We start from the raw sequence: 14,015 nt of genomic DNA, 5'->3' as shown, positions 1-14,015 counted from the left end.
ATGGACCTTCAAACAGCTGAATTGGAAGTCAATGAACTAAGAAGCCTATTAAATCAATATGGCTATGAGTATTATGTGCTGGATAAACCCACAGTTCCGGATGCAGAATATGACCGTTTAATGCAGGAACTTTTAGAGATCGAGGCAACATTTCCAGAACTAAGAACACCCGACTCCCCGTCCGTTCGCGTTGGTGGAGATGTACTGGATTTATTTGAAAAAGTAGAGCATCGAACACCAATGTTGAGCTTAGGTAATGCTTTCAACGAGCAGGATTTAAGAGATTTTGACCGACGGATTCGTCAGGCTGTCGGAGATGACTTTTCCTATGTATGTGAATTAAAGATTGATGGTCTTGCTGTTTCGTTACGCTATGAAGATGGTTTATTTATTCAAGGAGCAACAAGAGGAGATGGAACCATTGGCGAGGATATAACGGCCAACCTAAAAACGATCAAATCGATTCCTCTCCGCTTGCGTGAAAATGCAACCTTAGAAGTTCGTGGAGAAGCCTATATGCCGAAGAGCTCCTTTGAAGCGCTTAACAAAGCAAAGGCTGAACGTGGTGAAGAGTTAGCTGCAAACCCGCGTAACGCGGCGGCAGGTTCTTTACGCCAACTAGATCCGAAAATTGCTGCGACTCGCAATCTAGATGTCTTTTTATATGGAATTGGTGGTGGTGGTGAGATGGTCGCTGCTGCTCATAGTGAGGGACTGGATTACTTAGATCATCTCGGCTTTAAAACAAATAAAGAGCGGCGAAAGTGCCCTACGATTAACGAGGTTATAGAGTTTGTAAATAGCTGGGTCGATAAGCGCCCGAATTTACCGTATGAAATAGATGGTATTGTTATTAAGGTTGATTCCTATGAGCACCAGAGAGCACTTGGTACAACCGCGAAAAGTCCGCGCTGGGCAATTGCCTATAAGTTTCCAGCAGAAGAAGTGGTTACAACCCTTTTGGACATCGAATTAAGTATCGGCAGGACAGGTGTTGTTACACCAACAGCGATACTAAAACCAGTTAAAGTAGCAGGTACCACAGTCCAGCGTGCCTCCTTGCATAATGAAGACTTAATCCGCGAGAAGGACATAAAGATTGGCGACCAAGTTGTGGTTAAAAAAGCAGGAGATATCATTCCTGAAGTGGTCAATGTTCTTGCAGAGCAACGAACGGGGGAAGAGCGTGACTTTCAAATGCCGACACATTGTCCAGAATGTGAAAGTGAACTTGTTCGTTTCGAAGGGGAAGTTGCTTTACGATGCATCAATCCGAAATGTCCTGCTCAAATTCGCGAAGGCTTGATTCATTTTGTATCACGTGATGCGATGAATATTGAGGGTTTAGGTGAAAAAGTGATCAGCCAGCTTTTTGGAGAAAAATTAATCAGCGATGTTGCAGATATTTATAAACTTACGCGTGAACAACTTTTGGCATTAGAAAGAATGGGTGAGAAATCAGCAAGTAATCTTCTAAAGGCAATTGAGGATTCAAAGGCAAATTCACTAGAGAAATTGTTATTTGGTCTTGGAATTCGCCACGTTGGTGCGAAAGCGGCTAAAACCCTTGCTCAAAGCTTTGATACAATGGACAAATTGGCAGCAGCTTCAAAAGAAGACTTATTAGCGATCAATGAAATTGGTGATAAAATGGCTGATTCCATTGTTGCCTTTTTTGAACAAGAAGAAGCAGAAGAATTGTTGAAGGAACTTCATGCTGTTGGAGTCAATATGGAGTATAAAGGTGCTAAACCGGTTTCTGCAGCGGAATCAGATAGTATCTTCGCTGGTAAAACGGTCGTTTTGACAGGGAAGTTAGAGCAACTTTCGAGAAATGAAGCCAAGGAGAAAATTGAAGCACTTGGTGGAAATGTATCGGGGAGTGTAAGCAAGAAGACACACCTTGTTATTGCGGGTGAGGAGGCAGGATCAAAGCTTGCCAAGGCCGAGGCGCTGGGAATTGAAGTTTGGGACGAGGAGAAGCTCTTGGTAGAACTAAATAAATAAGAGGTGTATGACGTGAGAAAACTCTCATTGCTCGCTCTTTCTCTTGTTATACTGCTTAGTGGATGTGCACCAAACTTTCAAAAGCAGGAGAATGTTGTGCAGACAAAGGAAGAGACGGAAGAGAAAGCAATTATTCCGAAATATAATATTTCAGACAACTACTATCGGACGATTTTACCGTTTGAACCTGGGGAAGCACGTGGTTTAATAGTTGGAAATATTAATACTAGATATGATATTAACGAATTTGAAACAGGTTTACAGAGAATTGCTCAACATCAATTTGATCCAAAAACCTATTTGTTTCGTGAAGGACAGGAACTAAAGAGAAATACCGTTAGACTATGGTTGAATCGTAAATTCACAGAAGCACAATTAACCGAAAAGAAGATGGATGAAGAGGAAAATATCGGTTTAAACCCACTCATGCCAGATGGTGCAGATTTTCAAGAAGGAAATAGTAATAGTCCTATCTACTTAGCTCATATTTTAGAACATGATTACCTAATCAAAGGTGAAAATGATACTGTTAAATTGGGCGGTGTCGTGATTGGACTGGCACTAAACTCCGTCCACTATTTCCGGACTGCAGTAGGGGAACCATACTTTGAGAGGAAAATTGAATTTGCTGAAATGGAACGCGAAGGTAAAAAGATTGCAGATGAGGTCTTGAAACGCCTGCGGACAATGAAAAACCTGAAGGATGTTCCGATTACCATTGCTCTGTTTGAACAGCAAAGCAGCTCATCAGTCGTCCCTGGTACGTTTTTCACTTATGCCAATGTTGCAAAAGGAAGTTCGACGATTAGTGCCTGGGAGCCGGTAAATGAAAAGTATTTCCTCTTTCCATCGACAGAGGCTCAAGAGGCACACCGAGACGATGTGACGGCTTTCTTAAACTTTAAGCAGGATGTTGAGGAATATTTTCCAAACTTTAATGGTGTTATTGGCCGCGCCTTCTATATCGGAGATCAATTTACTGATTTAGATATTTCGATTCCTATTCAATTCTATGGAAAATCAGAGGCCATTGGATTTACGCAATATGTAACGGGTCTTGTCCTCGAGCATTTTCCAAATTACTTATCTGTTTCAGTAAGTGTTACATCTGTTGACGGACCTGAAGCGTTAATTGTTCGAAAGGCAAATGAAGCCGAACCATTTGTGCATGTTTACTAACCTGGCTTAATGCCGGGTTTTTTTGCCAATATATGCCCTTCTAGGCTACCCGTTGATAGGTGGAAATAAAACATGTTAGAATGTACAAGGATGTAATGTTTTTAATACATAGGAGGTTTTTAAGACATGGTGCAACCTTATAAGCATGAACCATTCACAGATTTTACAAATGAAGAAAACCGTCAAGCCTATCTTAACGGGATTAAAACAGTTGAAAGTTATTTAGGCAAGGATTACCCACTTGTAATCGGCGGCGAAAAAATTACAACAGAAGATAAAATCGTTTCCTATAATCCATCAAATAAAGAAGAAGTCATTGGTACCGTATCAAAAGCTAGCAGGGATCTTGCTGAACAAGCCATGCAGGCAGCGGTTGAAGCATTCAAAACGTGGAAAAAAGTGAAAGCTGAAGTACGTGCGGATGTATTGTTTAAAGCTGCGACTATTATTCGCCGCCGTAAGCATGAGTTCTCTGCCCTTTTAACAAAAGAAGCAGGTAAACCATGGAGAGAAGCGGATGCAGATACAGCGGAAGCGATTGACTTCCTTGAATATTATGGCCGTCAAATGCTGGCATTAAAAGATGGCGTACCAGTAAATAGCCGTCCAAATGAGTTTAATCGTTACAACTATATTCCACTTGGTGTTGGTATCATCATCTCACCATGGAACTTCCCACTAGCGATTATGGCTGGTACAACAGTAGCAGCAATTGTTACGGGTAATACAGTTCTACTAAAACCTGCTTCCACCACTCCAATTGTGGCAGCGAAATTCGTTGAAGTAATGGAAGAAGCAGGACTTCCAAAGGGTGTATTAAACTTCGTTCCAGGAAGTGGTGCTGAAGTGGGCGATTACCTAGTAGACCATAAAGATACTCGTTTCATCAGCTTCACTGGATCACGTGATGTTGGCCTTCGTATTTTCGATCGTTCTTCTAAAGTGAATCCAGGTCAAGTTTGGATGAAGCGTTTGATCGCTGAAATGGGCGGTAAAGATACGATTGTGGTAGATTCAGAAGCAGATCTAGAGCTTGCTGCACAATCAATCGTTGCAGGCGCATTTGGATTCTCTGGTCAAAAATGTTCAGCATGTTCTCGTGCAGTAATTGTTGAGGATGTTTATGATACTGTATTGAACCGTGTGGTAGAGTTAACGAAGCAATTAACCGTTGGTGACCCAACTGAGCAAGATACATTCATGGGTCCTGTTAACGACAATAATGCTTTCAAGAAAATCATGGAGTATGTTGAGATTGGAAAGCAAGAAGGCAAGCTAATGGCGGGCGGCGAAGGAGACAATTCAAAAGGCTACTTCATTCAGCCAACTGTTATTGCTGACCTTGCTCCGGATGCACGGATCATGCAAGAAGAAATCTTTGGCCCAGTGGTTGGTTTCACGAAGGCAAAGAATTTCACGGAAGCAATTGAAATTGCCAACAACACTGAGTATGGCTTAACAGGTGCGGTAATCACAACCAATCGTGAGCACTTAGAACAAGCTCGTGAAGACTTCCATGTTGGTAACTTATACTTCAACCGTTCATGTACAGGAGCAATTGTTGGTTATCAGCCATTCGGCGGCTTTAACATGTCTGGAACTGACTCAAAAGCTGGCGGTCCTGACTATCTATTGCTTCATTTGCAAGCTAAGACTACATCTGAAATGTATTAATATCAAATTGTTGGAGCCCAATTCGTATGAGTTGGGCTTTATTCTTGTTTTATAGGATTAGAGGTCATTACCGGAGATCTGGAGTGACCGAAATGGAAAATGGAAAGATGTTTGGGTCACTCCAGGAGGTCTGGAGTGACCGAGATTGAAAATGAAATGGTATTTGGGTCACTCCGGGAGGTCTGGAGTGACCGAAATGGAAAATGGAAAGATGTTTGGGTCACTCCAGGAGGTCTGGAGTGACCGAGATTGAAAATGAAAAGGTATTTGGGTCACTCCGGGAGGTCTGGAATGACCGAAATGGAAAATGGAAAGATGTTTGGGTCACTCCAGGAGGTCTGGAGTGACCGAGATTGAAAATGAAAAGGTATTTGGGTCACTCCAGGAGGTCTGGAGTGACCGAGATTGAAAATGAAAAGGTATTTGGGTCACTCCGGGAGGTCTGGAGTGACCGAAATGGAAAGTGAAAAGATGTTTGGGTCACTCCAGGAGGTCTGGAGTGACCGAAATGGAAAGTGAAAAGATGTTTGGGTCACTCCGGGAGGTCTGGAGTGACCGAAATGGAAAGTGAACGATGTTTGGGTAACTCCAGTAGGTTTGGAGTGATAGAGATTGAAAATGAAATGGCGTTTTGGTCACTACAGTAATATAATCTTAATTTTTTTATGACAATAATGTGAAATCATTCACAAACACAATGTGATATGTGACGTACTTCACAAATTTTCGGAGTCTCAGCATTTACAATGTATCTATAGAGAAAAACTTATAAATACAAATTCGTTGATTAATATATGAGGAGCGCGATCCGACATGAAAAAACTAGTGATGATTGGGAATGGAATGGCGGGAGTTCGAACAATAGAGGAAATTCTTAAACTTTCACCAGAACAATTTGAAATTACTATTTTTGGACAAGAACCACATCCTAACTATAACCGCATAAAATTATCGAATATTCTTCAAGGTGATACCAGCTTTGATGAAATCATTATAAATCCACTAGACTGGTATAAAGAGAATAATATTCAGTTATTTACGGGTGAAAGCATAACGAAGATTGACGTTGAAAGTAAGAAGGTAATTTCCGACCAGGGGCGAGAAGTAGCATATGACGAACTCATTATCGCTACGGGATCGAATTCTTTCATTCTGCCAATTCCAGGTGCGGATAAAATCGGCGTTACCGGTTTTCGTGATATAAAAGATTGTGAAATGATGATCAAGTCAGCGGCAGAGTATAAAAAAGCAGTGGTAATTGGCGGCGGACTTCTTGGTCTTGAAGCGGCTAGAGGTTTGCTCAACCTTGGGATGAAAGTTGATGTTGTACACTTAATGCCAAGTTTAATGGAGCGTCAGTTGGATCCAATTGCCTCCTCCTTACTAAAAGCAGAGCTAGAATCACAAGGCATGAGATTTTTAATGGAAAAGGAAACTGTTGAAGTGATCGGAGATGAGCGCGTGGCTGGTCTTCGCTTTAAAGATGGATCCTTCGTTCAAGCAGATCTTGTTGTCATGGCAATCGGGATTAAGTCTAATACGATAGTTGCTAAAAACAGTGGAATCTATGTGAATCGTGGAATCGTGGTTAACGACTATATGGAAACAAGTGCGCCACATGTTTATGCCGTTGGTGAGTGTGCCGAGCACAGAGAAATCGTATACGGATTGGTTGCACCGTTATACGAGCAAGGTAAAGTTTTAGCTGAACGTTTATGTGGTAGAGAAGCATCGGCTTATGAAGGTTCGGTGACAGGCACCCAGCTTAAAGTTGCTGGTGTTGACCTTTTCTCAGCAGGTGAGATTTATGAAGATGGAACAACAAAATCAATTATGGTTTACAACGAATATGAAGGTATTTATAAGAGGGCTTTAATCCGCAATAACAGAATTGTTGGGATTGTCCTTTATGGTGATACAAAAGACAGTACAAGGTTATATAGAATGCTTTCAAAAAAGGAAGATATCACAGGGATTTCTATTTTTGAGTCACAATGTTCAGCGGAAGGCGGAAGCGGCGATATTGCTTCGATGCCAAATGATGAATTGGTATGTGGCTGTAATGGTGTGACAAAAGGTGCGATTGTTGAGGCGATTAAAACGCAAGGTCTGATAACACTTGATCAAGTAAGCCATTGTACAAATGCAGGCCGTTCTTGTGGGCGCTGCAAACCGATGGTAAACGATATTCTTGCCTATACACTTGGTGACCAATTCGATGCAAATGCAGCACAAAAAACAAGTATTTGCGGTTGTACAACCATTAGCCGTGAAGAATTGATCGCTGAAATCAGAGAAAAAGGCCTAACAAGTGTTAAAGAAGTAATGAATGTTTTGGAGTGGAATAACGAAGAAGGATGTACAAAATGTCGTCCGGCTATCAACTACTACCTTGGAATGATTCACATGGATGAATACAAGGATGACCGCGATTCACGCTTAGTAAATGAGAAAATGCACGCGAACATTCAGAAGGATGGAACATACTCAGTTGTACCAAGAATGTATGGCGGTGTGACAACGGCAGCCGATTTGAAGAAGATTGCCGAAGTGGCCGAAAAATATGAGGTTCCACTTGTAAAACTAACGGGCGGACAGCGAATTGGCTTGTTTGGAGTCAAAAAAGAAGACCTGCCTAGCATGTGGAAAGAGCTTGATATGCCTTCAGGTTATGCATACGGAAAAACACTTCGTACGGTAAAAACCTGTGTAGGAGCACAGTTCTGCCGCTATGGCACACAGGATTCCATGTCCCTTGGAATTGAACTTGAGAAGAAATTTGAACGTCTTGATACTCCTCATAAGGTAAAAATGGGTGTGTCTGCCTGCCCAAGAAACTGCTCAGAAGCAGGAATTAAGGATATTGGTTTCGTTGGAATCGATGGCGGCTGGGAAATCTATGTTGCCGGTAACGGCGGTGTCGATCTCCGTGCTGGTGACCTATTAGCTACGGTGAAAACAGAAGCAGAGGTAATGGAAATGACCGGGGCGTACCTGCAATATTATCGTGAAACAGCAAATTACTTGGAGCGGACCTCTAAATGGGTAGAACGAGTTGGCTTAGAGCATGTAAAAGAGGTCCTAGCAAACGAAGAAACTAGAAAAGAATTAAATGAGCGTATGGATCAAACATTAAAGAAATATATTGAGCCTTGGAATGAGGCGATCGAAAGTGAAAACATTAAAGATAAGTACTATGCAAATCACATTGTTAAGGCAGGAGAGTGATAATAAATGATTTTAACCAAAACGCGGACTTTAGTTGGTAATTATTCTGACCTCCCAGTACGGGCTGGTTACGCTGTTAACATTAATGATACTGAAATAGCATTATTTAAGGTAACAAACGGAAAGGTATACGCGATTGAAAACCGCAGTCCCCACCCAAAAGGCGGTGTCTTAAAAGAAGGTCTTGTAAGCGGCGAGTTTGTTTTCTGCCCAGTCTATGATTGGAAAATCTCGTTAGCAGATGGAAAAGTTCAAGCGCCAGATGAAGGGCAGGTTAAAACCTATCAGGTGGAAGTAGAAGCAAATAACGTATATATTATTATATAAAGAGTTTGGAAGGATGGCTGCAAAATGGGAATGGGAAAAGTATTTTTAGTAGGAGCAGGGCCAGGGGATGTTCGCTTAATCACAGTGAAAGGATTAGAGGCAATTAAGCAAGCCGAAGTCATTTTATATGACCGGCTTGCCAATCCAAAACTTTTGGAATTTGCTCCAGATGAGTGCGAACTGATCTATTGTGGCAAATTACCAGACCGCCATATTTTACGCCAAGAGAATATCAATGACCTTTTAGTAGAAAAGGCACTAGAAGGTAAAGTGGTGGTCCGATTAAAGGGCGGAGATCCTGGTGTTTTTGGTCGTGTTGGAGAAGAGGCAGCGGCTCTTGCAAATTATCAAATTCCTTTTGAAATTGTTCCTGGTATCTCATCGGGGATTGCAGCCCCCCTTTATGCAGGAATTCCTGTCACCCACAGGGAACATGCGGAATCATTTGCAGTCGTAACCGCACATGATAAATCAAAAGATGGAAAACCAATGCTAGATTGGGATGGTCTTGTCCGTGGCGTTGATACAATTGCTTTTTACATGGGGGTTGGAAACCTGCCATTTATCAGCGAAAATCTTATCGCGCATGGTAAACCATCTTCCACACCTGTCATCCTGATTCAATGGGGAACATTTGGCCGTCAGAAAACCTTGCAGGGGACTTTAGAAGATATCTCCGCAAAGGTTCTCAAGGCTAAATTTAGTAACCCAGCGATTATTCTTGTTGGAGATGTTATTTCTCTACGTGAAAAAATCAACTGGTTTGAAAAGATGCCTTTATACGGCAGACAAATATTACTAGCGCGGACAAGTGAAAGTGTTAGCGGTATAGCAATGGAGTTTATCGAAAAGGGAGCAGATGTCATCGAATTTCCAAAGTGGAAAAAGACAAATTTGCCCATGGGATTAGCTAATGTAACGGAATACGATAAAATTTTGTTCTCCTCCCCAGAGTGCGTAAGTGAATTTTTTAAGGCTATTATGGAAAAAGGAATCGATATTCGAAAAATAAACGCCGATTTCTATGGATGCTCCAGTAAATCTATTAATGCCTTAAAAGAACGTGGATTTATGGCTAGTCTCATTGAGGACATGCCACAAGAAGGAAGCCTGCTGGTTGTCGGAGACGATCGTAAGTATGTGGTAGAAAATGCTGATTTTATCATCACAAGTAAAAAAGAGATCGACCAGCAGTTTCTGCCAATTTTTCAACGAATGCTTGAAGAAGCCGAAATAAATACCATGGTATTCCCAAGCGCTGCATCAGTTGATGTATTTATCGAGGGTTTAAAGAAATGTGATATTGACGTTTCCGATCTTTTAAAAAAAGTGCAGGTGGTTTGCATGGGACAGCAGACAAAAAATGCAGTTGAACGTGTTGGCCTATCGGTAGATGGGATGCCCGTTTCTGCAACAAGAGAATCGTTGGTTGACTACTTAATTCAGTGTCCGATTGAATAGGAAAGGCAGGGTGTATGCTTGAATTCAAACTATCCGGTTATGTTAAGGCTTGAGGGTAAAAAAGTTGTGGTTGTTGGCGGCGGCAAAGTTGCAGAACGGAAAGTTACTGGGCTGCTTGGTACCGGAGCACGTATCATCGTGATTAGTCCCAATGCTACAGATGATCTTAGGGAACTAGCAGGTCGTGGAAGGATCGAGTGGCTTGAAAAGTCTTTTTCAAAACAAGACATTGACGGTGCGTTCTTAATTTTTGCTGCAACGAACGACAAAGCATTGAATCAGTCTATCAAAATGGCTGCAAGTGACCAGCAGCTTGTGACCATTGCGGATGACCCGGATGGTTCGGATTTTCATGTTCCTTCACATATTCAGCGAGGACGATTGAGTATTGCCGTATCAACCGGAGCTGCCAGTCCGACATTGGCAAGGAAAATACGCGAACAGCTGGAATATCAATATGATGAACGGTATGATGCTTATCTAGAATTCCTATTTTCGGCACGGCAGCGAATTTTGAACGAAGTGAAGGATTCCTCTAAAAAGGGAAAAATTTTAGCTGCAATTGCCAGTGAAGATTTCCTGAACAGTCACGATCGCGAAGCTGATTTTTTACGATTATTGCATTATAAAAGAAATGACGTGTGAACCCTCACACGTCATTTTTTTTACAAATTAATAAGGTCATTATCGTATTCTTCTAATTGTTCTTGCAAGTTTACTATGTAATTCATCATTGCGATTCTGACGATAGAAGGATAGTAACGACTATTAAGTTCCTGCTCACATTCCTCTAAATCCATCTTTTTTACAGCAATAATTTTATTTATTTCCTCAGTGCTCATGGTAAATTACCCCTCACTCTCCTAATCTATTTCTATAGTTTCTAGCATGGACCATTTTTTACTAGTTTATACATAAATTTTCTTGTATAAAAAGTTTGCGAATTGGCGAAAAAGATAGGAAAAACTACCGAGGTGAATTATGAGCGAGAGAATATTCGATAGTTATCAAATTCTAGATCAATTACGTTTGCCGCATGGTTTGTATTTAGCTTCTTCGTCACAGGACTATCAATATGTATGGTTACGAGATTCTTTTTATATGTCCCTTCCTTATTTGGCGAAAAATAATCACATTTATGAAATGACCTATCATCGGATTCTAGACTTATTTAGAGAATACGAATGGAAGTTGGATATCCATACCATTCAAAAACCAAGGGAACAATGGGAATATATTCACTCAAGGTATTCTGCCTCCGAGGTAAAGGAAATAGATTCTCCATGGGGACATGCACAGCATGATGCAATTGGTGCGATATTATGGGGAATTGGCATGGGCCAAAAAAATGGAAAAAGAATCATAAGAGATGCAAAGGATCATGAAATTGTTCAAAAGTTGGTTGGCTATTTAGGTTGTGTGGAGTACTGGGATGACGCAGATAATGGGATGTGGGAGGAATGGAGAGAAGTTCATTCGAGCTCAGTGGGAGCATGTGTCGCAGGTCTTGAGGCTGTAAAAGACATTGTGTTTGTCCCTGGAGATTGGATCGCCAATGGAAATCAGACATTAACAAATCTATATCCAAATGAAAGTTGTGATCGTCCCTTCGATTTAGCTCAATTGAGTTTAATCTTCCCATATCGGATTTTGGCAGGGGAAGAAGCGAAATTGGTTGTTGACCAAATTGAAATGCACCTTTTACGGGAGCGAGGGGTAATTCGCTATAAAGGAGATTCCTATTACTCCACCCTTGAGCAGGAAGGAAGACATCATGATTTATCTTTTTACTATGGAACCGAGGCAGAATGGACATTTGGGTTACCTTGGCTGGCATTATGCCATTTAGAATTAGGAAATGTTAAAAAGGCTAAACAGTATATTACAGCAACCGAAAATGTGATGCTTCCAGACGGCAGTTTACCGGAACTCTACTTTGCTAAATCCGCAGAATATAATTCTAATACTCCGTTAGGATGGGGAAGTGCCATGTATATCTTAGCAAAAGAAAGATATGAACGTATTTCATAATTAGGTGGGCTGCCGCGGTATATTTCGGCAGCCCTTTTGGTTGTTATAAAGTTTATTCCGAAGGAGAGGATTTAGCTGCATTTTGTGCTTGCGTTACTGCACTTAACGCAGAAGAGATTTCGCTGGAAGCTTGTTTCATCGCTTCCTGAGCTAGAGTTGGATCTGAATTTGCTTTTTCAATTGCTTGACTCAGCAGGGTTTGCGTCAGTGTAACATTAGCTTTTGCTTGGTTTAATTGATTGACATCGATTTGTGGCATAACTTCTATTCCCCCTTAATTTATTGTGAATCACCTCTATATCATGACCTTCCATTTGCTAAATATTATTGGAAAAAAGCACCTTTTAAATGACTTAATCAGAATGGAAATAATACAAAAGAAAACTTCAACAGGGAATTTGTACCTATTTTTGAAAATTTTCTGAAAAAGCAGTTCCATTTTTAAATATCGTGTTATATAATACAATACATGGTGATACACTGTATTATAACAAAGAGGTGAGCGAGTCCATGTCGACGCAAACAACAGGTATTGAAGTAATTGGTGTTCTCAAAGAGCAATACGATGAGATTTTGACACCCGAAGCACTTAATTTTATCGAGGAGCTGGAGAAAAGGTTTGGAGCAAGGCGAATTGAACTGTTACAGTACAGGCAAAAACGCCAAGAGGAAATGAATAACGGAAAACTTCCAGATTTCCTTCCTGAAACAAAGCATATTCGTAATGGAGACTGGACAATTGCTCCGCTGCCAAAGGATCTTCAAGATCGCCGTGTAGAAATTACCGGACCAACAGAAAGAAAAATGATCATCAATGCTCTAAATTCAGGTGCAAAAGTTTTTATGGCAGATTGTGAAGATGCCACTTCACCAACCTGGGAAAATATCGTCGAGGGACAAATCAACTTAAGAGATGCAGTAAATCGGAAGATTTCCTATGAAAATCAAAATGGAAAAAAGTATGTGCTGAATGAGGAAACTGCGGTTCTGTTTGTAAGACCGCGCGGACTTCATTTAGTAGAGAAACATGTGCTGTATAATGGCAAGCCTATGTCCGGAAGCCTTTTTGATTTTGGAATGTACTTTTTCCATAATGTAAAAAATCTGTTGGCTAGAAGAACAGGTCCTTATTTCTACCTGCCAAAGTTAGAAAGCCATTTAGAAGCAAGGCTTTGGAATGATGTTTTTGTTTTTGCTCAAAACAAACTTGGAATAGCTCAAGGAAGTATTAAAGCAACTGTTTTACTAGAAACCATCATGGCTGCCTTTGAAATGAATGAAATTCTATTTGAATTAAAGGAACACTCAGCAGGGTTGAACTGTGGCAGATGGGATTATATTTTCAGTTACCTGAAAAAGCTGCGTAACCATGAAAATATCATTCTCCCAGATCGTGCCCAGGTAACCATGACTGCACCATTTATGCGTTCTTACTCATTACTTACGATTCAAACCTGTCATCGCCGAAAGGCACCGGCAATTGGAGGGATGGCAGCACAAATACCAATCCGCGACAATCCACAGGCCAATGAGGAAGCATTTGCAAAGGTCCGTGCTGATAAAGAACGTGAAGCAAACGATGGTCATGATGGTACATGGGTAGCACACCCGGGTCTCGTACCGGTAGCTCTAGAAGTATTTGATAAAGTTATGCCGCTAGCCAACCAGATTCATACAACCAAACAACAAAAGGTTACGATAACAGCCAGTGATTTACTTGAGACACCAGGCGGTAAGATTACCGAAGATGGCGTACGCGTGAATATTAATGTTGGTATTCAATACATTGCTTCGTGGTTATCTGGAAGAGGAGCTGCACCCATTCATAATTTAATGGAGGACGCAGCAACGGCAGAAATCTCTCGGGCGCAATTATGGCAGTGGATCCGCCACCCAAAAGGCGTTCTCGCGGATGGACGAAAGGTAACGTTGGAAATGTATGAGCAATTTAAGGTTGAGGAGTTAGAAAAAATCAAGAATGAAATCGGCTTGTCTGCTTATGAAAATGGGCGCTTCACTGAAGCGATTGAACTGTTTGATGGCTTAATCTTAAATGATGAATTTGTAGAGTTTTTAACTTTACCTGGTAATAAGCTTTTATAAAAATT

The 14,015-nt window shown here is 41.1% G+C and carries 11 protein-coding genes; 9 read left to right on the top strand and 2 right to left on the bottom strand.

Going from position 1 to position 14,015, the window contains the following annotated elements; genetic code table 11:
• The 7 genes from ligA to QUG14_RS16485 all read left to right on the top strand — a co-directional run bounded on the left by ligA (nt 1) and on the right by QUG14_RS16485 (nt 10,521).
• Nucleotides 1-2,007 carry an NAD-dependent DNA ligase LigA gene (ligA, locus tag QUG14_RS16515; protein ID WP_289341610.1) on the top strand — a complete coding sequence of 669 codons (2,007 nt, stop codon included), beginning with the start codon at nt 1-3 and terminating at the stop codon, nt 2,005-2,007.
• A 12-nt stretch (nt 2,008-2,019) separates the two neighbouring features.
• Nucleotides 2,020-3,186, top strand: coding sequence for a CamS family sex pheromone protein (locus QUG14_RS16510; RefSeq protein WP_289341609.1), 1,167 nt, complete (start codon nt 2,020-2,022; stop codon nt 3,184-3,186).
• A gap of 126 nt (nt 3,187-3,312) precedes the next feature.
• Complete coding sequence (pruA, locus tag QUG14_RS16505; RefSeq protein WP_289341608.1) at nt 3,313-4,860, top strand: L-glutamate gamma-semialdehyde dehydrogenase; 1,548 nt, start codon at nt 3,313-3,315, stop codon at nt 4,858-4,860.
• A gap of 813 nt (nt 4,861-5,673) precedes the next feature.
• Complete coding sequence (nirB, locus tag QUG14_RS16500; protein ID WP_289341607.1) at nt 5,674-8,088, top strand: nitrite reductase large subunit NirB; 2,415 nt, start codon at nt 5,674-5,676, stop codon at nt 8,086-8,088.
• Nucleotides 8,089-8,094: 6 nt separating this feature from the next.
• On the top strand, nt 8,095-8,415 hold the full coding sequence (gene nirD / locus QUG14_RS16495) for a nitrite reductase small subunit NirD (protein ID WP_289341606.1): 321 nt from the start codon (nt 8,095-8,097) through the stop codon (nt 8,413-8,415).
• Between the two features lie 24 nt (nt 8,416-8,439).
• Nucleotides 8,440-9,876: a uroporphyrinogen-III C-methyltransferase gene (gene cobA, locus QUG14_RS16490; protein ID WP_289341605.1), complete on the top strand. Its 1,437-nt coding sequence runs from the start codon at nt 8,440-8,442 to the stop codon at nt 9,874-9,876.
• A gap of 18 nt (nt 9,877-9,894) precedes the next feature.
• Nucleotides 9,895-10,521 carry an NAD(P)-binding protein gene (locus QUG14_RS16485; RefSeq protein WP_289341604.1) on the top strand — a complete coding sequence of 209 codons (627 nt, stop codon included), beginning with the start codon at nt 9,895-9,897 and terminating at the stop codon, nt 10,519-10,521.
• A 20-nt stretch (nt 10,522-10,541) separates the two neighbouring features.
• On the opposite strand, the gene QUG14_RS16480 is transcribed toward QUG14_RS16485, so the two are convergent.
• Entirely contained in the window at nt 10,542-10,718 is a 177-nt protein-coding gene (locus tag QUG14_RS16480; protein ID WP_289341603.1) for a hypothetical protein, read from the bottom strand.
• A 139-nt stretch (nt 10,719-10,857) separates the two neighbouring features.
• Between QUG14_RS16480 and QUG14_RS16475 the strand changes: the two genes are divergently transcribed.
• A complete protein-coding gene (locus tag QUG14_RS16475) occupies nt 10,858-11,907 on the top strand; it encodes a glycoside hydrolase family 15 protein (protein WP_289341602.1) in 1,050 nt (349 codons plus the stop codon).
• Nucleotides 11,908-11,959: 52 nt separating this feature from the next.
• On the opposite strand, the gene QUG14_RS16470 is transcribed toward QUG14_RS16475, so the two are convergent.
• Nucleotides 11,960-12,166: a hypothetical protein gene (locus tag QUG14_RS16470; RefSeq protein WP_289341601.1), complete on the bottom strand. Its 207-nt coding sequence runs from the start codon at nt 12,164-12,166 to the stop codon at nt 11,960-11,962.
• A 251-nt stretch (nt 12,167-12,417) separates the two neighbouring features.
• On the opposite strand from QUG14_RS16470, the gene aceB reads away from it, so the two are divergent.
• The gene (gene aceB, locus QUG14_RS16465) at nt 12,418-14,010 is read left to right on the top strand and encodes a malate synthase A (protein ID WP_289341600.1); all 1,593 of its coding nucleotides are present in this window, start codon (nt 12,418-12,420) and stop codon (nt 14,008-14,010) included.
• Nucleotides 14,011-14,015: the final 5 nt, after the last annotated feature.

It is taken from the genome of Neobacillus sp. CF12 (assembly GCF_030348765.1).
Taxonomy (GTDB): domain Bacteria; phylum Bacillota; class Bacilli; order Bacillales; family Cytobacillaceae; genus Neobacillus.
Note: the sequence above shows the minus strand (reverse complement) of the source record. Positions and strands in the feature narration are given on the sequence as shown.